The organism is Candidatus Zixiibacteriota bacterium (assembly GCA_040753875.1).
Lineage (GTDB): Bacteria > Zixibacteria > MSB-5A5 > GN15 > FEB-12 > DATKJY01.
This window is the reverse complement of the sequence record JBFMDV010000006.1, coordinates 1-18,564: the sequence shown is the minus strand read 5'-3', so window position 1 is coordinate 18,564 and position 18,564 is coordinate 1. Positions and strand designations below refer to the sequence as shown.

Below are 18,564 nucleotides of genomic sequence, written 5' to 3'. Positions count from 1 at the left end.
GCTATACGTGATTACATCGACTCCCACAACCAGCACCCCAAGGCCTTCGTCTGGACCGCCTCGGTCGAGGCCATCATGAAGAAAATATCCAAATGTAAAGAAGCGTTAGATACAGGACACTAGAACCATTCGCACCTCTGCCGAATCGAAGACATGATAGCCGTCTACTCTGGCAACCTCATAACGTTTTGGCCAATCGATCTGGGCCCCTTTGTGCAAGAGACACGCATCACAAAAGATCAGTAGTCCAGTAATGAGAATACCAACAGGAAGGAGCTTAGCCATACGTTTCAATCGCATACTGGAATGACCGCTTATGGTCGAATTTGAATCCACCAGCCTCCATAGACAGCGAGGTGCTAAAACCACCACGCTACCGTCGCGCCAACGCCGTCAACTATCGGGCGGGTGGCCCACCTCTTCGAGGTGGGTTTGATTCAAAGCGCAACCTCATCCTCAAAAACCCACCGCACAGCGGTGGGGCACCCGGCCCATAGTGCCTGAATTGGGTCATACGAACAATCAAACGTTAGAGGATGTGTCTGTCAACTATTCAGAAACCCACCGCATAGCGGTGGGGCACCCGGCAACGGGAAAGAGCTGGATTCCGGCTCTCGACGGCCGGAATGACAAAGGTGGGCACAGCATCCCCTAAAATCGATACGCCAGCGTCGCTCCCACGCCGTCACCCGTTGGGGACGTGAAGTCAAACGAAAGCTTCTCGTTGCGGTGGGCGGTGGGGGCGCCGGATAAGTGGGCATCGACATAGGCATCGAACATCGACACAAACGTCGTAATCCCGGCAAACCAGATATACTTGTTCCGCGCTTTCGCTTTCTCCTCGTATTTGGCGTGCCAGAAATTGCGGGTATCCTTGTCGCTCAACGGCGTGCTATTGAATTCAGCCTTCAAGTCCGATGCCTGACTGCCATAATGGATCGCCGAACTGACAAACCAGACTTGCAGCCCCACGACTGCCGCGGCTTTGACATACCGCCGGTTGCCGAGCTGACCCAGACCAGGCACAAACATCGACTTGAACAACGCGGCGGTTGGGTTCTGCGTGAGACGTCCTTCGAAATTCACCGCGTTGGTCACCTGCACCGAGGCGGAACTGTCCGGGATCGGGACATACAGAACCGTATCCGGGTGATCAGGTTTGACAAGAGTTGAATCGGCAGCACGGACAGCGATCGATGCTATCAGAGCTAACGGGAGGATTGACGCCAGGCGCCACATATCAGCAAAACAGTTTGACCTTGCGGTCTGTCATCTTGATCGATACGAAATTGGTGGGGAGCGGAATCAGCTCGCCGTCGAGGTAGAGCGTTTTCCCCTTGGTCGGCTGGATGGTCACTTCGTGGCCACGGTACATGCGTAGTTCGTCGCCGAACAGAAACTTCTTCTTGTAGATTAAACGCGTGATGGCGGAAAAATCTCCCACTTTGGTGCCGACATCAAACGCCACCTCCAACTGGTTGTCATCGGTCAGCGATGCGGGAGAGAATGGCAGCGCGGCGGCATACGGCAGCAGGTGAATGTTGATCATGACCGGGGTGACTTCGAAGCGGAAAGCATCGACCCGGATAATGCTCTTGGTCATTTGCACGTTGGCGGCCGCTTTGGCGCCAAGCTGGGACCATCCGAGTCCGAAGCGCGGCAGTTTTTTACCTTCCATGGTCCTGGCCAGTTCCGGAACAAAACCAAGCGCGACCGCGCCAATGAACGGCTGGTCGGCGGCGGTGGCGATATCGAATGTGCGGTAGTCGGCTTTGACAATTTTGGCAACGGCCGTATCTGGTGTTAGCTCGCCGTAGAGATGGCGAGCGATATTGTTGAACTGGCCCAGCGGCAACACGCCGACCGGGAGGTCAAGCTCCGAGGCGGCTCGTGCTACCAGATTGACAGTGCCATCGCCGCCACACGCGACCAGTGCCGTGATGTCACCGCGTCCGCGAACTGCGGGAGAGCCGGCGGCAGCCGTGGCGTGGAGTTGTTTCACCTGCTGTGCCTGCTTGAGGAGGGTCATGGCCGAGTCCGGCTCGTGAATGGTGTAGTAGGCTCCTGCCTGGCGGATGGCCTTGGTCAGCTTTTCAATTGTCCGGGCCTGGAAACCAGAGGCCTTTCGGTTCAGGAACAGGGCGTAGTGGCGGTTTTTTTCTTTCTGGTGTCTGGTACGGGTCATGGCGGTAGTATACGTGCCGGAGCGGTCCGGAAAAAGGGGTTTTACATGGACAATGCGGGAATGACCGGCTGGTTCAGATGCGGCGGTCGGGTGACGAAAATGGAATAGTTGTTGGCAAGGGTCCGACCAGAGACTATGTTCGAGCGCACCATGGAGAACCAGGTACTCGCCAAGCGGCTTCCTGTCTGGATGACGGCCCTCCCCTACGTGTTATTGCTTGCTTTCTACGCTCCGGTCTTGAGCGAACTGATCTGGGACTGGGCACACGACGACAATTACTCCCATGGATTCCTGATCCCGCTGGTGTCCGGATACCTGCTATGGAAAAAGCGAAACGAGCTGGCGGCTGTTGCTCACACGGTGGACAGCCGCGGGCTGGCGGTCGTGATACTTGGACTCGTTCTATTCATCCTCGGCAACGGAGCGGCGGAGTATTTCGTGGTCCGGTTCTCGTTTGTGGTGGTGCTGTTCGGACTCACGTACTATCTATTCGGACGCGAACTGGTTAAGCAAGGCTGGTTCGAGTTCTTCTTCCTACTGTTTATGATTCCGATCCCGTACGTGATCTATTTCGCGGCGACATTTCCGATGCAGGTGCTGGCCAGCAAGATTACGGTGTTTGTGCTCAATATTATTGGCATGGGAGTAGTGCGGCAGGGAAATATCATCCACCTGCCCGGTTATTCGCTGGAGGTTGCCGAGGCCTGCTCGGGGATGCGGTCGCTGGTGTCGCTTCTGGCGCTCGGGGCGCTGTATGCGTATATGACCCAGCGGGGCTTTCTGGCCAAGAGCATACTCTTTCTGTCGACTATCCCGATCGCGGTAATCGCCAATGTATTCCGGGTGTTCGTGACATCGATCCTAGCCTACGGAGTGAGCAACGAGGTTGCGGAGGAGCCGATTCATTCGATCATGGGGATGTCGGTATTTGTCGTGGCGTTTGTTTTTCTGTTCATTGAGGGGTTCATCCTGAGGAAGTTATTCAAATGAGCCGCTCGATTGTTATAGCCTGCTGTCTCGTGGTGGCCGGCGGGGCATTCGGCAATTACCTTCGGTACAAAGAGCATCTGCCGGACCGTCCGCCGGTATTCGAGACAATACCGTATGCGGAGAAGGAGTACGTGGGTGAGGAGAGGCGGTTCGAGGCGTACAGCTACGACATACTGAAGGCTGATACCACAACGCTTCGTTTGTATCGGGGGAACCAGGGTGAATCGTATTGGCTATTTGTGGCGTATTTTCAGTCACAGAAATACGGCAGCCAGATACATTCTCCAAAACATTGTCTTCCCGGGGGCGGGTGGCGGATCGACCGCCTGGAGCCGTTTGCGCTGTCGCTACCGGACGGCGGCACCAAGAACATCAATCGGTTGATAATCGCCGACCGAGAGCAGCGTGAACTTATGTTCTACTGGTTTGAGACGCGCGGGGGCGGCATCCGCAACGAGTTCGCACTGAAATGGGATCTGATGAAAAATTCGCTCTTGCTGCGTCCCACCGATGCCGCTATCGTTCGGCTGACCACGCCGTTCCTTCCGGGAGAGAAACTGGCCGATGCCACCGCCCGGGGTGTGGTGTATCTGGATGTATTCTATCCCGCCATCGAGAGGGCGCTGCCGTTTGGCGATTAACGGATACCGGCGGGGCGAGATGAGATAAGTATGTTTGCCAATCTAATCAAGCTGGCCCGTATCGGCCAATGGGTGAAGAACAGTGTGGTCATGGCCGCGCTCGTATTCGCCGGGGAGATACAGGACACGCACCGCATCGGATTGGCACTCGCCGCAACGGCGCTGTTCTGCCTGCTGTCGTCAGCTGTTTACACATTCAATGATCTCGTCGATCGGGACAAAGATCGCCAGCACCCATCAAAAAAGGATCGGCCTATCGCCTCGGGGGCGGTTAGCCCGAGCACTGCTGCTATCCTGGCACTGTTGCTTTTGGTGGTCGGGTTGCTAGGGGCCTGGTTCATCAATACGAATTTCGTTTTCGTGTCTATCGCGTTTGTAGTGGTGAATCTGCTGTATTCGCTGCTTTTGAAGAATGTCGTCATTGTCGATGTCATGACGCTGGCGATCAGTTTCGTGGTTCGGGCCTATGCCGGGGCGGTGGCGATCGATGTCCCGGCCTCCAAATGGATGCTCATCAACACGCTGCTGCTGGCGTTGTTTCTGGGATTTGGCAAGCGGCGGCACGAGCTGGTGCTGCTGGAAGAAGGGGCGGCAACACACCGCACAAGTCTTAGCCGGTATTCGCCTTATCTACTGGACCAACTGATGGGTGTGACCACGGCATCAGTAGTCGTGATGTACATGCTGTACACGTTCTCAACGGAGGTGTCGCAGAAGCTGGGAACGGAGAATCTGTTTGTGACTATTCCGTTTGTGGTGTACGGAATCTTCCGATATCTGTATTTGATTCACAAAGAGGAAAAGGGGGGCTCACCGACCAAGCTGATGTTCACCGACAAGCCGATATTGCTGACGGTCTGCCTGTGGTTGTTGACGGTGATAGTTGTGCTGTATCACCTGTGGGGGTAAAGGGTGAGGTCAAGCCGCTTTCTTCCACATTTTCTACAGTAGGGAATTTCCCTTGAATCACCATTTTAGATGGGTTACACTTCCAGTGAGATAACGCTGACCTGAACTCTTGGTTTACACATTGATCTCGGGTGGCGAAACATCGCGATGAGGGAATATGGAAATGATTCAGCTTATCGACAACATCGTGCGCTGGTTGGATATACTAGCGTGGCCATTGTTGGTCCTATTAGGAGCCTTATTTCTCAGAAGGCCAATCAAGGAATTCCTTCAAGTGCTCGCGAGGGAGATTCCAAAGAGAAACATCGATACTCCTTGGCTAAAGCTGAGTCTTGAAAAGAAAGACCTTGAAAGTAAAGAACCAGTTCCGGCCCCTGCAGAACATGAGACGGTACATCGAAGTCTGAAAGAACTCCAGAAGATTCTGGTCCAAGCTCAAGGGTTATCAGTACAGAAAAAGCGCGAGGAGGCTATCGCTGTGTTGAAAGACGGAAATCAACTCTTCCCCAACAACTTCATGGTTCTTCACAATTTGGGAGTGGAGTTAATTCGCCTTGGTATCGCCGAGAACCGCAAGGAGCATTTCCTCGAAGCTGAAAGCGCCTGTTTAGAAGCGGTGCATTTGGCATACGGCGGTTTCCCATATGGCACGTATTACAACCTTGCCCGTGCACAGGCTCGGGCTGGCAGAGTGGAAGCTCTGAAAGACACATTCGGCATGTTGAAGAAGATTAATCTTCCCGAGAATCTGGGCAAGGCAATTGCTGATGCTGATGGAGATTTTGAATGTGATCAGGCTGTAACCGGTTTACAGCAATACAAGGATCTGAAGAGTCACTATCAGGAGAAGTACAAGCCGAGTGCTGCCGCGCAATGATAGCTTGCCCTTGGTCACCCCACCACCTTCAACTTCGCGAATTTGGCCATGATCTTCTTGAGACCGATCCCCGTGAACATGATCTCCAGACGCAACGAGTCGCCGAACCCCTCGGCGCTGACAATCTTGCCGCGACCGAAGGTGGGGTGGGATACCAACCGTCCGACTTTGAACGTCTCGTTCTCTTCGTATTCGTAATACCGCTCACCATTGCCGGAGCCGGTGCGAGCAGTGTTGGTCGAAACGGTCGCCGGAGCACCGTAGGCAGCCCACGCGCTGGGCCTTCGGAAGTCGTGGGATTCCAGAAGCTCCTTAGGCATTTCAGCAATGAACCGAGACGGTACAGACTCCACCTCGCCAAATCGAAACCGGGTGCGGGCGCAGGAGAGATTCAGGTATCGTCGGGCACGAGTGGCGCCGACATAGAAAAGCCTGCGCTCTTCTTCGAGCTGCATTGCTTCGGTTAATGTGCGCTGAAGCGGAAACAGCCCTTCTTCCAAACCGACCAGATATACCGTGTCAAACTCCAGTCCCTTGGCCGAATGCAGGGTCATCATGGTGACTTTGTCCTCGATCTCGCGGTAGTTGTCCAGATCGGTAAAGAGCGAGATATCGGCCAGGTACTCCACGAGCCGCGCCTCCGAGTTGTCGTAGGTATACTCGGCTGCCCCCTCGATAAACGCCTCGATATTCTCAACCTTTGTCTGTCCAATGATCTTGTCTTCGGACATGACATCTTCGATGATTTTCAGTTCCGTTACCAGGTCCTCGATAAGAATCTCTGGTGAAACGGACTGAGCGCGCTGACGGTAGGACTCGACCAGCGACACAAACGGCTCGATACGTCTGATTTTGCCGGCCAGTTCAGGATAGTGCGAGCCGGAAAGGACAACTTCATACGATGATTTTCCTTCGCGTCGCGCGATGGCCGCAATCTCGCTGACCGTCTTGTCGCCTATCCCTCGCTTGGGGTAGTTGATTACCCGTTCGAAGGAGACATCATCTTTGACATTCACGATCAACTTGAGATACGCCAGGATATCCTTGATTTCTTTGCGCTGGTAGAACCCGATGCCGCCGACAATCTGGTACGGAAGGTTCTGGCGACGAAGCTGCTCTTCGAACGGTCGCGACTGCGCGTTGGTGCGATATAGAATGACCGTGTTCTTGAGCGCCGTGCGAGTCTGATTGGCAGCAATCTGGTCGACTATGCGGACCGCCTCATCCTCGGCCGAGTCTACCAGTATCAATTGAATAAGCTCGCCGGGTTCTCCTTCGGTCCACAGCGTTTTCCCCTTGCGTGCAATGTTATTTTTAATGACGGATGAAGCGGCCGCCAGAATCTTGCTGGTAGAGCGGTAGTTTTGTTCGAGCTTGATAATTTTCGCACCGGGGAAATCCTTCTCGAATTCGAGGATGTTGCGGATATCCGCCCCGCGCCAGCCGTAAATGGACTGATCTTCGTCGCCAACGACGCAGATATTCTGGTGTTCGCCGAGCAGATGTTTGAGCATCAGATACTGGACGTGGTTGGTGTCCTGGTACTCATCGACCAGAAGGTATCGAAACCGGCGCCGGTACTTATCGCCAATTTCAGTGTTGTGCTCGAGGATGGAGACGGTGTTGAACAGGAGGTCGTCGAAATCCATGCCGTCGCATTCGCGCAATCGCTTTTGATAGAGCGAGTAAATGGCGGCGGTGCGAGACTCGAAATACCCCTGTGCCCGCGAGGCGAAATCTTCGGCGCTTACGAGCGCATTCTTGGCATCGGAGATTTTGCGCAACTGCCCCTTGGCGGGAAACTGGCTATCGTTGATGCCGAGTTCCTTGATGCTGTTCCTGACCAGAGTGAGGGCATCATCCTCATCGAAGATAGTGAACTGGGAGTCGTAGCCGAGCGACGCGGCCTCCCGCCTGAGGAACCGGGCGCAAAAGGAGTGGAAAGTCGAGACCTGGAGTTCCGGAATTTCGGTCTGCATGAGCTTGTTAACTCGTTCGCGCATCTCCCCTGCCGCTTTGTTGGTGAAGGTAACAGCGAGTATCTGATAAGGCTCCGCCTTACGCTGCATCAGCAGATAAGCCAGCCGTCGGGTGAGCACGCGGGTTTTGCCGGAGCCGGCGCCAGCAATCACCAGGAGGGGGCCATCGGTGGTGAGCACAGCCTCGCGCTGCGCCGGATTGAGATCATCAAGCAGCCAGTCCATGGGTGGGAGCGAATATACGAAGGATGGGGGAGGGCGCAACTATCTTTGGACATTATGGTCGCGCTTTGCAAATTCACAAATTTATCTGGACAAATTGTCGGCAGAATCGGTTCTTGTTCATGATGTTGTCACATGCGGATGTTGGGCATTGGGAACGCAGCACGCAACGAGGCTTTCAGCTGAGAGATGACACATGAGAACGGACAAGAAGACCAAGAAAATCGTTCGGCGGTTTGGTATCGGTGAGTGGTATGGTCGATCCTATGTCGAACTTTCAGAAGCTGAGCGCAAGAAACTTGCTCAACTTCAACTGAAGGTGAAATCCCAACGTGCATTACAGTCATGTCCGCCTCGGGGAGGAGCCTCCTGTACTAAAGACGGTGGTGTGTGTTCAATTAGACTCTATGAATTGGACAGTACTTCCGGTGTGGTGCACGTACCCACCGGTTCAGATGGCGAACTGAGAACCACCTGTCCACATAGGTTTCTAGAAGAAGGGATGGTTTTTTCCATCGTGGGCGAAATGATCCTCGGAAATCCTAACCCGGTCTTAGTTAAGGAAGTTGGGTTTCTTGAGCGAATACCCGGTGATCCGTCCAGCGACACCAGTGAATCAGACGATGTTGGTCGGATTGACATGATCCTTGTGGACCCGCACGCAGAGCCGTTGAGGTGGTGTGCAATGGAGATCCAGGCTGTGTATTTCTCCGGGTCGTCGATGAGGAGTGAATTCGCTGCCTTAACCAAGGTGCATAAGCACGATCTACCTTTTCCTGCAGCCAACCGGAGACCAGACTATCGCAGTAGCGGGCCAAAAAGACTCATGCCCCAGCTACAGATCAAGGTTCCTGCACTGCGGCGATGGGGAAAGAAAATGGCAGTGGTAGTTGATAGCTCATTCTTCAAGGCTATGGGCCCTATGGACCGAGTTGCTGACATATCAAATGCGGATATAGCTTGGATAGTCATGAGATTCGACGAAGATGTTAGGGGAGCTAAGCTCAAATTGGATTCAGTACATTATTGCACTTTGGAGAGGGCAGTGGAAGGCTTAACTGGCGGAACCGCCGTATCGCTTACCGAGTTCGAGAAGCGGATTAGACAAAAGATCGATCGCCAACAGGCAGCCAGTTGAGATCGCGGCCAATCAATAGTTCCGTCTTCTGTTCGTGATGTGTGCTCTTCATAGGCACTTCACGCAGCGCAAACCGGTACCGCTCTGCTAACTTCCGGACTTCCAGACTATTGTCATACGTCATTAGAAAATCACCGGTTAGTCGGCGTGCAATGTCGAAAAGCGCTTCATGATCTATTTCATTGTATGTGTAGAGCCTTCTACCTGCAGCGGTGTAAGGCGGGTCGATGAAAAAGACAGTGCCTCTTTCAAACCGAGTACTCTCAAGAAGAGCTAAACCATCTCCCTCAATGAACTCCAATTTATAGCGCATCCTTGCGATAGCTTCTATTCGTGCTTTGAGGGTCGCTGGGTACCACCTTGACAGCAAGCCTTTTCCATTTTCCCCTTTTTTGACCACCCCCGCTCCCGGTGCCAAAATCCCACCTCTGCTGACTCGATTGCGTAGAATTGTCACAAAAGCCCGCTCCCTAAGCGAGCCGTTTCCTCCCATTGCCAGTCTTCGAGCGAGATTATCGTGTGTCATTTGGAAACTGACTATTTCGTCGGCGAGCCACTTAGCCTGACCGTTCAGCATAGTCTTCCAGACTGCGGCAACATCAGGATCGATCTCCGCGAACAGTACACGATCTACATGGCCCTCAAATGCCGCCGTCAGACCGACAATCCCTCCTCCGGCAAATGGCTCCACCAAACAGGTAGGAGTAATCGTTAGGCTAGTGAGCCACTGTCTTATTGCCGGAATCAACCACGTCTTCCCACCGGGGTACCGAAAAGGGCTTCTTTGTGGTACACTTGCGACGTTAATTATCTCTAGCATTTCGGAGGACCTGATCCAAACTATTTCTTCTGATATTATAGCAAGCACAAAGGGGTTAGAAAATCACTTTCTGCAGGTGGACTCCCGGGATTAGACTAAAGTATAGACACTCCGGCCGTAACGGTTCCCTAATGGCCTAGTTTGGTTAGTGAGCCATCAGCTCGCACCGGAGGACGGTAACGGCCTGGCCGGAGAGAAGGGCGCGACCGCCGGCCACGCGTACCCGCATGACACCGCCACGCTCGGACGCTTGATAAGCGAGAAATTCGGATTTGTTCAGTCGTCCCTGCCAGTATGGCCCCAGAGCGCAGTGTGCGGAGCCGGTGACCGGATCTTCGTTGACGCCAACGGCAGGAGCAAAAAACCGGGAAACAAAATCGAATTGCGCCGATGATGATTTAGCGGTGACGATGGCGCCCCGGACCGGCAGCGCAGTAAGGAGCCCAAAGTCCGGCTTAAGGTCTCGGACGATTTGCTCCGAATCAACCTCGACCAGATAATCAAACTGGTTCTTGCCGACATAGCGCGCTGTGACGCCAAGTGACTCCAGCAGGCCCTCCGGCGGTTCCACTAGCGCGACCACCTTGGTGGGAAAGTCGAGTTCGATCCAGTTGCCGTCACGACGCGCCTTGAGAATTCCGCTCAGCGTCGAGAATGAAATGATCTGATCCGGCTTCGCGTGACCATCCTGCCAGAGGACATGCGCGCTGGCCAGTGTTGCATGACCACACAGGGCTACTTCCGCCTTGGGGGTGAACCAGCGGAGCTGAAAGCCGTCTCCCTGTGGATATAGAAAGGCGGTTTCGGAGAGATTCATCTCAGATGCGATCCACTGCATCCAGCGTTCTTCAGCGGGGCCGTCTAAGATGCAAACACAGGCCGGATTGCCCGCAAACGGTTTGTCCGTGAAGGCATCCACCTGAACGATCTGCTGTGCCATGTAACGACGCCTATGCCCTGATCAGGTACTGAAGTTTGGCGAAGAAGTGCTGTGAGGTACGATAGTAATGACCTGATTTCCCCTGGTCCCAGTAGTTGTGCGCTGAGCCGACATAGAAAATCGTAAACGGATTCAGCTTGTAGCTCACCAGCGGCTCGAGGGTAAGGTACGAGTCTTTGCTGTAGCTGTCGACACCATCGAATTCCCTGGCATTCACATGTTCGATCACCAGACGCAGGAACCATTCCCGAGTGAACTGGTAGTTAACGCGGGTTCGAAAGACGTAGACATCGTAGATGTTCCGGCTGCTGTCCGGGAAATCCAGATGCGAATACTCGAACTGCGGCTCCAGCGCCAGTCGGGAGGTCGGCTTCATGGTAGCGTAGTATTCCAATCTGCCCCCCTTGCCCAGCACCGGCGTTATCAACTGGCCGCCACGCGCGATCTCACGCCCATAGTTTCCCTCGAAGCCAAAACTGACTTTGCCGCTGAAGCGGGTATCGAATCCCAATTCCAGTCGGCGGATACCCGGAAACCAGATGTTGCGATACAACTCGCGACTGAACAGATAATTGATCCAGAACTCGGTCGAACCAAACGTGTTAAGACTGATAACCGGGACCAGCCACTCGTCCTTGCGAAGGTTGTCGAAATTCCAGACTCGACCGGCATCTAAACCGAATTCGATCCACCGCAGCCCTGGCCGATTGGGACGGAAGATCAAACCCTGCGATGATTCCACCCAGCGCCGGTCGTTGCGGGTGATGAATCCGTTGTCCGCTCTGAACGTGGGACTGTATTCGAAATACGAAATATTGGCGTTCCACGTTCGGCCGTTTCGGACCACAGTTGCTTTGGCGGCATGCCCCCAATAGGTCTCGCCATCATAGGCCAGGGTGTGGCGTCCCCGTTCAATGGTTCTCTGTCCGGCGCCGGCAGTCAGCAGGGTGTCTGTCCCCTCGGTCGTACGGCTGGCCAAGCCCAACAGTTGTATCCGATAGTGCGGGGTGAAGCGAAGGGCCAAGTCCCCTCCCATCACCGTGTTGTTGCCGTCCCCTTCCATGCGGCGGTCGGTGAAGATCGCGCCCACAAAGGAATCGTCCCCAAACGTCCGCTTACCCCTGAGCACCTGCGTGGTGCTCTTGCGAGTGTTTTCCCCGATGAATGTTCCTTCTTCACGCGGAATAAGGACCAACCCGTTGTCGTCACGGGCCAGGAAATAGCCGACGTTGGTCCTACCCACCTTGGCCGTGAACTTGGTGGCCACGGCCGGATTGACGATCGTCCGGGTATGTACGGTGGTAACCCACATGCTGTACAGGTCGCTCCCCTCCTGAAAGAAGGGGCGGCGCTCTTCGTAAAAGAGCGCATCGGCCGTGTTCACATCGATCTGAGTGGCATCGGACTCCACCTGGCTGAAGTCGGGGTTGACGGCCAGCTCAAGCGAGGCATTGGAGGAGAGTCCATACCGCGCGTTCAGGCCGAGTTCGGCATCCGGATCGCCGTTGTGAAATGTTGATCTGGGGTCGTCGCCGTCCTTGAGAGCGCCGGATTGGTACGCCACGACGGCCGGCAGGAGGTCGAGATTGGTCGATGATCTTATATCCTTGATCCCGGTCAGAGTCCCCCACTGACACATGAAGCAGGACTCGCCGCGCTTCTGAGCGGCCCAAGCGTATCTGCGGCGCACGTCACGCTGATGGTCTCGCCAGAAGTTGGCGCGCCAGGTCTGCTCCGGCTTGTTGGGGAAGCGCAGGCTCGAGAAAGGAATTGCAATTTCCACCTGATAGCCGCTGTCGGTCACCTTGCCGCGCGACTCCCAGACCAGGTCAAATCCGATCTCTTCATTGCCGTTGGCCAGCATCCGCAAATCCCCTTGTATGCCGAACGGATTGACGAACAGTTCATAGCCCCATGAAGCGTCGCCATAGGTGTCGAGCATGAGGCCGAAATAGTCGTCGCGGAAAATATTGTCGCGATCACTCCACGAGGCCCGAATGGTAGCCGGGTTGTCGTAAGCAATAAGCGCGATATATAGCTTGTTGCGGTCATACGTTATCAGCGCTTTGGATTCCACGGGCGGTTTGATCTGGTCGCCGGGGTTGGTCTCGGAGAAATTTGCGGCCACGGCGGCATGTTCCCATCCGGAGTCGCTCAAATCACCATCTATGCGAATCTCACTGTTGAGAGGAACGACCTGCAGAGTAGGGTGAAACTGCGGAGTGAATTCTCCCTGTGCGCACCCCGGCCTGGGCAGAAGCAGAAGAACCGCCAGCCAGAGTAGTTCCATAATGATCCAGTGGAGACGAGATCCGCTCATTCTACACTATACGGCGCGCCCGGCATGCGGTTTCATGGGTAGGTAACTGCAGGTCTGAAGAACGGGCCGGGCTGCTTAAAAGAACCGCCACTACACACAAAAGGCCCCCTGCGGGGCCCTGATTTGGTCCGTGGTACAGATATAAAGAACGGGGATTACTTGGTAAACGCCTTGAGCGCTTCGGCCCGGCTGTCGTAATGCTCGAAGACCGAAATGAGGCGTGTGATTGTGAGGACCGATTCGATCTTGGTGATATTGGCCAGTACCAGTCGCCCGCCGGCGTTCTTCACTGTAGTGAGGGCGGAGATCAGCATCCCCAGACCGACCGAATTCATCCATTCCACCCTGGCCAGATCCACGATGAAGTTCTTCTTGTTCTGGGTGATATACTCGTGAATGCGCCCGTGGAACATAGTGGTCTCTTCACCACCCATGATTTTGCCTGAGACGTCCAAAATGACAATATTACCTTGCAGGGAATCTTCAAATTTCATCGTACGCCACCTTTCGCAAATAACTGTTGTGCAGGCCATGCGATCGGCCGCTGCTCCCTTCGCCGGTCAACTCCCACGAAGTCGAAATGCACGGGTGCACCAATTATGTCTTTACGCCCGACGAACGCAAGTTGTTTTTGTCGTCAGGATGGGGACGGCCCGTCCCTGTGGTCATTTGAAAAGTGATTGCTCGAAGGGTCGAGAAATGGTAGCATTATGGCAGAAATCGGGGATTGTATGAGCATGACTATTCGAGAATTGAGACCGACCGACTGGCCGCACGTGGAAAAGTTGTTTGGCGCCAAAGGGGCGTGTGGCGGATGCTGGTGCATGTACTGGCGAATTCCGCACGGCGGCAAGATGTGGCGGGAAGCCACAGGGGAGCCCAATCGAAAGGCCATGATGAAGCTTATCAAGGCAGGCAAGGTCCTCGGTGTTCTGGCATTTGACCAAGACCGCCCGGTCGGCTGGTGCTCCTTCGGCCGCAGAACTGATTTCCCTCGCACCGAGACCGCCAAGGCGTATCGGCGCGATGATATCGACAAGGTTTGGTCAATCAACTGTTTCTATATCGACAAAGAATACCGACAACAGGGACTCGTGTACACACTGGCTGAGACGGCCATCAAAGCGATCAAAAAGCGAAAAGGGCGGATTGTTGAAGCGTACCCAGTGCCGCTTACCAAAGACGGTAACAAGCTGCCGGCCGCATTCGTCTACACCGGTCCCGAGGCGGTGTTCAAGAAGCTCGGGTTCAAGTTGGTTCAGCGGCTGTCTTACAGCAGGCCGTTGTATCGACTTGAATTGTAGCACGCCAATCACCACCGGCTGCACGTACCACGCAATCAAAAAACTTGACCAATCAGTCCACGCGTGCCTATGTTGTGGTTGGACATAGCCGTACCACGTCTCACTTACGGAGGATCATATGAAGAGGGCTATTATCGGAAGTCTGGCGGCAATTGTGCTTCTCAGCGGAACATCGTTCGCGTTCAACGGCCAGCGAAGGGGCTTTGTGCTGGGCGGCGGGGCGGGGATCGCGGCTACAAGCAAATGGAAGGTCGAGGTCCCGATCTGGAACGCAACAGTTGGTGTCGATGAAAGTGCCGCCGGAGTGGCATTTCAATTTATCATCGGCGGTGCCTTCGATGACAACAACATGCTGGTGTACGAGGGGAATGCCGCCATGTACAATTCCGACTTCTTCGACGAGAGTGTGGGTCAGGCATTCAACGGCGCGGCCTGGTACCATTACTTCGGTGCCGTCGGCAAGTCGGCGTTCTCGACAGTCGGGCTCGGTCTGCAGTATTTCAAGGTTGGGGATTTCGACGCCACGGATCCCGGCATCGCTCTGCTCCTTGGCGGCGGCTACGAGTTTGCGCGCCACTGGCAGGCAGGCGTGTATATCTCGTTCGGGAAAACGAAAGACGCGGGCGTGGATTTCGAGCACTCGCACCTCAGTTTCATCGTGAGCGGTATAGCGTTTTAGACAGCGCGTAATTCAGAATCAAATCGCCTTTTGCAGGCCGGTCCGGGTTGTTCGGGCCGGCCGTTTCATGTCGAAAGCTTGCGGTCAATTGACACACGGATATATTGCTGAGCGGCATGAAGCTGGAAATTCGACAACTCATCGCACTCGTTGCCTCCGCGCTCAACGCCACCGGTGCGTTCTTGCCTATGCTCGGCGTGCCGCTTCTGCTCGACAAGAACTTCTTCCAGCTCAGCAAGAGCGGCGCCTGGATTTTGATCGGTCTGGCGGGACTTTCCGTACTCATTGTGCTCTTGAGGAAATACCGTGCGCTCTACATCACAGGATTGGCATCGCTCGGTTTGGTTATCTATTCGCTCATCTCGATTCACGAGCGGCGGTCCGGTTACCAGCAGGATCTCCAGCAGGGTATGGACAAATCGCCGCTTCAGGATATCGGGGTCGGGTTTCTCAAGGGCGTGAATATCGAGTACGGCTGGTGGGTGATGGTGATCGGGGCGGTATTATTGATCGCGGTGCCATTGGTGGGGTCGCGGTTGAAGTGGCAGAGAAGAGAGCACACCTGACCAAGACCGGGTCGGTATCCATTCTGAGAATCTCGCAGATTCCCAAGATCTAGCGTTCCAAATACGAATAGTATTCGAGTATCGACTGGTAATCTGAACGACCTACGCCGTATTGACGAAAGGCAGCCAGATACTCGCCCGCGGTTTGGAGATCCCCCTGCTGAATTGCAACTATCATTCGGATCAGATGTCCGCCGGCCGAGTTGGCTTCCTGTCCAAAGAGAGTGTCGGCGACTGCAGAGGCCGAATCCAGGAATCCCATTCGGAAATAGGCCAGCGCGATCCCTTCCTGCACATACGAAAGAGTGGGGTCAAGCCGCGTTGCAGCTTTCAGTAAACGGAGTGCATCGTTGTATCTGCCAGCCTGTATGTATAGTTGCCCAAGTTCGTTTCTCAGAAATATGCTCCCCGGTTTGATCTTGAGCGCTTTCAGGTAGCACGATTCGCCTCGCTCATATTCGCCCACCTTGCCATACGCTTTACCCAGCACCTGCAAGTAGCGTGTATTCGCTGAGTCGAGCGCCACGAGACGCTGAGCAAGCGAAACGGCGCGAGCATAGTCCTGCCGGTCGAGCGAGGTATACGTTTCCGCCAGCAACGCTTCCTCCGGGAAGTACCTGTTCATTCTGTCAAGCACCAGGTTCAGATTCCTGGAGTCCCCTTTGTCTCTGAAGTAGGCAGCGGCGGAACTCCAGCCTGATCGGTCTTTCGAGCCATAGTAGTCAACGAGAGATACAAAGCGTTTCTCTGAAGACTCAACTACGATGTTAGCTGAAACGTACGTAATGCTGACAAACGCAGATAACACGATTGATGCAGCAAGCAGCTTCCCGCCGGCCAAATATGCGTTATTCTCGATTCGAGTCATTAGATAAAGGCAAATGGGAAGGACGCACAAGGACATCAGATCCCAATCGCGTGCCATTCCCAGACCCGGGTCGACCAGAATAAGGAACACGACGGCCCCAGCCGCCATAGTGCCGAAGAACTGGCGCTTTCGATCAGGATCGTTTCCCGTTCGACGTGAGAAAGCATAAAGAGTCAATGCGATTAAACCTGGGTACATAAGCAGCAACTGATTCGCGATGTCGAGCAGATGCTTGCCGCTCAAAACAGCGTAGTCTTCCGCGCCTGAACGTCCGGTGATCAACGGCAAAAAGATGCCTACAGGCCACAACTCGTTTGCAATTAGCCCGATAGCCAGAACACCAAGTGTCACCGTGCCGACGACGAATAATTGGAAGCGCCAGTTCTTTGCGAGAAAGGACCGACACTGAGGCACCCTGTCAGCGATCAGGAGTGCAGGTCCAGCTGCCAGACAGAGTGTCATGAGATGCAGATATGATGATAGTGCGAACAGCAGCAAAACGAATATCAGTCCCCTCCCGCGTTCCAAATACCGCAGCGAAAGACTGATGAACGTTGTCACAGTGGCCCATAACAAGGGATACAGTTCAACGTAGCCGAAAAACAGTAACAGTCCGCTTGAGAAGATCAGGATGCTAAGGTAGACCATGCGCCATCCATTCCGTCCTGACAGTCGTTTGGCAATGTCAATAAGATTGTAGACAACGACTGCGCCGGAAACGAATGACAGCAAGCGAAAAGTCCGAAGAGCTGTCATCTTGGTATGTTCACCGAACAGCGACTGTAGCCAATGCACGACAGTTATTGCGCCAGTCTCAGTCCACTTTTCCAGATGAGTCTCCCCCTGCCCGAAGACAGACAGCAAAACGTAACCATCGCCCAGAAAGTTCGTCCGCATCGCGAACAAGTAGAAAGCTGCCGCTGCAACGCCGACGAGGATCAGCTTTGGCCAAATACTGTCTGAAAAAAAGAAACCGCCAATCGTATCGACTGCACGGATGAAGAAACTTTCAGAGCCTCTAATAACAATCAGGAGGAGAATGAGGACACATGCGAACCAGTACGCATACCACACCCACGGCGGCAGAAACTGCAGATGATTGATCCCCCACATGGACTGCAACGGCACATAGGAAGCGATCCCAAACAGCGCCATTGTGGCAAACAACGCCACTGCTGCAAGCCATTCTGCTCTGCTCATGGCAGTAGAATAGCTCTGGTTGATTCGGGGAGTCAAGCGGAGAGGTTACGAAGTGCTCGGCTTTGAGGTCGAGATTGCTTCGTTCGTTCCGCCTTCGGCGGAACTCCTCGCAATGACGAAAGAGCCTTTTTCAACGGGCTGTTATGCCGGCGGGTAGATGAGGGTCGGGAGGCCGGGCTGGGCGACGCGCAAGAGTGTCAGGGCGTGCGTCTTATCCATATCGATCGTGAGATGCGCTTCGCCGAACGGCAACTGCAGTACGTGACGCACTTCGAGAATGGTGTTCTTGAACTGACTGGTTGTTTTTCCCGCCACGTCACTGCGGACATCGAGGATCAGATCATTTCCCCACAGCATCTGGAAACGAGCAGGGATCACCCGCTGCAAAAGTTCGGGTTTGAATTTGGTGACATCGCTGACAATCGCCAGAATCGAATCCGGGGTCTGTGAGGCGGCGGCAAACAGGTGCGTTTCGGAGAGGGCGCGCACGAGGCGATGCTCGCTGCCGACAAACGTCTGCACAAACTCCCAGATCTCATCGTCGTGGCCCGATGCAACTTTCAGCGGGTAGTTCCAGACAACTGCGCCTTTGAGCATCAGGCGGAACTCTTTGTCCTTGAAGTCGAGCACTAGGTACGGTTTCTCCGTGGCGGCGAGTTTCAGTTCTGTTTGGATGACCTGGTACTCAAGCCGAGTTTTGTCGAACCCGAGTTTGCTGGCGGTGTCACCGCCGCCGCAGCCGAGGATGAGTGCGGAGAGGGTGAATGACAAGAGGACGATTCGTGACATGGCGATAAGAGAGATTGCTTCGGCGAAGCGCCTCGCAATGACGGAACTGGCGACCCGCCTCGCAATGATGGACCTACCATCCCGCGACGAGATTGCTTCGGCGAAGCGCCTCGCAATGACTGAGGGGGCGGAGCGCC

Annotated in this window: 17 protein-coding genes; 8 read left to right on the top strand and 9 right to left on the bottom strand. The window is 54.5% G+C overall.

Annotation, left to right across the window (positions count from 1 at the left end; all coding sequences use genetic code 11):
- Positions 1-651: 651 nt before the first annotated feature.
- Entirely contained in the window at positions 652-1,239 is a 588-nt protein-coding gene (locus tag AB1644_04070) for a DUF5683 domain-containing protein (GenBank protein ID MEW6050222.1), read from the bottom strand.
- A 1-nt stretch (position 1,240) separates the two neighbouring features.
- Entirely contained in the window at positions 1,241-2,185 is a 945-nt protein-coding gene (locus tag AB1644_04065) for a diacylglycerol kinase family protein (GenBank protein MEW6050221.1), read from the bottom strand.
- 135 nt (positions 2,186-2,320) lie between these two features.
- Here AB1644_04065 and AB1644_04060 point away from each other — a divergent pair, with 135 nt between their 5' ends.
- The 4 genes from AB1644_04060 to AB1644_04045 all read left to right on the top strand — a co-directional run bounded on the left by AB1644_04060 (position 2,321) and on the right by AB1644_04045 (position 5,602).
- A complete protein-coding gene (locus tag AB1644_04060) occupies positions 2,321-3,175 on the top strand; it encodes an exosortase/archaeosortase family protein (GenBank protein MEW6050220.1) in 855 nt (284 codons plus the stop codon).
- Positions 3,172-3,816: an exosortase C-terminal domain/associated protein EpsI gene (locus AB1644_04055; protein MEW6050219.1), complete on the top strand. Its 645-nt coding sequence runs from the start codon at positions 3,172-3,174 to the stop codon at positions 3,814-3,816. Before AB1644_04060 ends, AB1644_04055 begins: the two co-directional genes overlap by 4 nt.
- Before the next feature lie 30 nt (positions 3,817-3,846).
- Positions 3,847-4,725 carry a decaprenyl-phosphate phosphoribosyltransferase gene (locus AB1644_04050; protein ID MEW6050218.1) on the top strand — a complete coding sequence of 293 codons (879 nt, stop codon included), beginning with the start codon at positions 3,847-3,849 and terminating at the stop codon, positions 4,723-4,725.
- Between the two features lie 157 nt (positions 4,726-4,882).
- Positions 4,883-5,602 (top strand): hypothetical protein, encoded by a 720-nt coding sequence (locus tag AB1644_04045; protein MEW6050217.1) that lies wholly within the window; start codon positions 4,883-4,885, stop codon positions 5,600-5,602.
- A gap of 14 nt (positions 5,603-5,616) precedes the next feature.
- Here the strand turns inward: AB1644_04045 and AB1644_04040 are convergent, their stop codons facing one another.
- Positions 5,617-7,806 (bottom strand): UvrD-helicase domain-containing protein, encoded by a 2,190-nt coding sequence (locus AB1644_04040; protein MEW6050216.1) that lies wholly within the window; start codon positions 7,804-7,806, stop codon positions 5,617-5,619.
- A gap of 193 nt (positions 7,807-7,999) precedes the next feature.
- Here AB1644_04040 and AB1644_04035 point away from each other — a divergent pair, with 193 nt between their 5' ends.
- A complete protein-coding gene (locus tag AB1644_04035; protein ID MEW6050215.1) occupies positions 8,000-8,941 on the top strand; it encodes a NotI family restriction endonuclease in 942 nt (313 codons plus the stop codon).
- Here AB1644_04035 and AB1644_04030 read toward each other — a convergent pair.
- The 4 genes from AB1644_04030 to AB1644_04015 form a co-directional block, all read right to left on the bottom strand.
- Positions 8,904-9,761, bottom strand: a complete 858-nt coding sequence (locus tag AB1644_04030) for a DNA adenine methylase (GenBank protein ID MEW6050214.1) — start codon at positions 9,759-9,761, stop codon at positions 8,904-8,906. The genes AB1644_04035 and AB1644_04030 overlap by 38 nt on opposite strands.
- Before the next feature lie 145 nt (positions 9,762-9,906).
- Positions 9,907-10,701, bottom strand: a complete 795-nt coding sequence (locus AB1644_04025; GenBank protein MEW6050213.1) for a PhzF family phenazine biosynthesis protein — start codon at positions 10,699-10,701, stop codon at positions 9,907-9,909.
- Positions 10,702-10,711: 10 nt separating this feature from the next.
- Positions 10,712-13,021: a DUF5916 domain-containing protein gene (locus AB1644_04020; protein MEW6050212.1), complete on the bottom strand. Its 2,310-nt coding sequence runs from the start codon at positions 13,019-13,021 to the stop codon at positions 10,712-10,714.
- 155 nt (positions 13,022-13,176) lie between these two features.
- Positions 13,177-13,515: an STAS domain-containing protein gene (locus tag AB1644_04015; GenBank protein MEW6050211.1), complete on the bottom strand. Its 339-nt coding sequence runs from the start codon at positions 13,513-13,515 to the stop codon at positions 13,177-13,179.
- A 243-nt stretch (positions 13,516-13,758) separates the two neighbouring features.
- On the opposite strand from AB1644_04015, the gene AB1644_04010 reads away from it, so the two are divergent.
- From AB1644_04010 to AB1644_04000, 3 genes are all read left to right on the top strand, one after another.
- A complete protein-coding gene (locus AB1644_04010) occupies positions 13,759-14,325 on the top strand; it encodes a GNAT family N-acetyltransferase (GenBank protein MEW6050210.1) in 567 nt (188 codons plus the stop codon).
- A gap of 118 nt (positions 14,326-14,443) precedes the next feature.
- The gene (locus AB1644_04005) at positions 14,444-15,004 is read left to right on the top strand and encodes a hypothetical protein (GenBank protein ID MEW6050209.1); all 561 of its coding nucleotides are present in this window, start codon (positions 14,444-14,446) and stop codon (positions 15,002-15,004) included.
- Positions 15,005-15,120: 116 nt separating this feature from the next.
- Positions 15,121-15,570 carry a hypothetical protein gene (locus AB1644_04000; GenBank protein ID MEW6050208.1) on the top strand — a complete coding sequence of 150 codons (450 nt, stop codon included), beginning with the start codon at positions 15,121-15,123 and terminating at the stop codon, positions 15,568-15,570.
- Between the two features lie 49 nt (positions 15,571-15,619).
- On the opposite strand, the gene AB1644_03995 is transcribed toward AB1644_04000, so the two are convergent.
- The gene (locus AB1644_03995; GenBank protein MEW6050207.1) at positions 15,620-17,638 is read right to left on the bottom strand and encodes a tetratricopeptide repeat protein; all 2,019 of its coding nucleotides are present in this window, start codon (positions 17,636-17,638) and stop codon (positions 15,620-15,622) included.
- A 141-nt stretch (positions 17,639-17,779) separates the two neighbouring features.
- Positions 17,780-18,564, bottom strand: a 785-nt coding sequence (locus tag AB1644_03990; protein MEW6050206.1) for a hypothetical protein, incomplete at its 5' end; no start/stop codon positions are given.

What these genes read in the sequence shown, in the direction of transcription:
- AB1644_04060 (MEW6050220.1), top strand. Translation starts at nt 2,321, where the DNA reads ATGTTCGAGCGCACCATGGAGAACCAGGTACTCGCCAAGCGGCTTCCT.
- AB1644_04010 (MEW6050210.1), top strand. Translation starts at nt 13,759, where the DNA reads ATGACTATTCGAGAATTGAGACCGACCGACTGGCCGCACGTGGAAAAG.
- AB1644_04070 (MEW6050222.1), bottom strand. Translation starts at nt 1,239, where the DNA reads ATGTGGCGCCTGGCGTCAATCCTCCCGTTAGCTCTGATAGCATCGATC.
- AB1644_04050 (MEW6050218.1), top strand. Translation starts at nt 3,847, where the DNA reads ATGTTTGCCAATCTAATCAAGCTGGCCCGTATCGGCCAATGGGTGAAG.
- AB1644_04045 (MEW6050217.1), top strand. Translation starts at nt 4,883, where the DNA reads ATGGAAATGATTCAGCTTATCGACAACATCGTGCGCTGGTTGGATATA.
- AB1644_04005 (MEW6050209.1), top strand. Translation starts at nt 14,444, where the DNA reads ATGAAGAGGGCTATTATCGGAAGTCTGGCGGCAATTGTGCTTCTCAGC.
- AB1644_04020 (MEW6050212.1), bottom strand. Translation starts at nt 13,021, where the DNA reads ATGAGCGGATCTCGTCTCCACTGGATCATTATGGAACTACTCTGGCTG.
- AB1644_03995 (MEW6050207.1), bottom strand. Translation starts at nt 17,638, where the DNA reads ATGAGCAGAGCAGAATGGCTTGCAGCAGTGGCGTTGTTTGCCACAATG.
- AB1644_04030 (MEW6050214.1), bottom strand. Translation starts at nt 9,761, where the DNA reads ATGCTAGAGATAATTAACGTCGCAAGTGTACCACAAAGAAGCCCTTTT.
- AB1644_04065 (MEW6050221.1), bottom strand. Translation starts at nt 2,185, where the DNA reads ATGACCCGTACCAGACACCAGAAAGAAAAAAACCGCCACTACGCCCTG.
- AB1644_04015 (MEW6050211.1), bottom strand. Translation starts at nt 13,515, where the DNA reads ATGAAATTTGAAGATTCCCTGCAAGGTAATATTGTCATTTTGGACGTC.
- AB1644_04000 (MEW6050208.1), top strand. Translation starts at nt 15,121, where the DNA reads ATGAAGCTGGAAATTCGACAACTCATCGCACTCGTTGCCTCCGCGCTC.
- AB1644_04040 (MEW6050216.1), bottom strand. Translation starts at nt 7,806, where the DNA reads ATGGACTGGCTGCTTGATGATCTCAATCCGGCGCAGCGCGAGGCTGTG.
- AB1644_04025 (MEW6050213.1), bottom strand. Translation starts at nt 10,701, where the DNA reads ATGGCACAGCAGATCGTTCAGGTGGATGCCTTCACGGACAAACCGTTT.
- AB1644_04035 (MEW6050215.1), top strand. Translation starts at nt 8,000, where the DNA reads ATGAGAACGGACAAGAAGACCAAGAAAATCGTTCGGCGGTTTGGTATC.
- AB1644_04055 (MEW6050219.1), top strand. Translation starts at nt 3,172, where the DNA reads ATGAGCCGCTCGATTGTTATAGCCTGCTGTCTCGTGGTGGCCGGCGGG.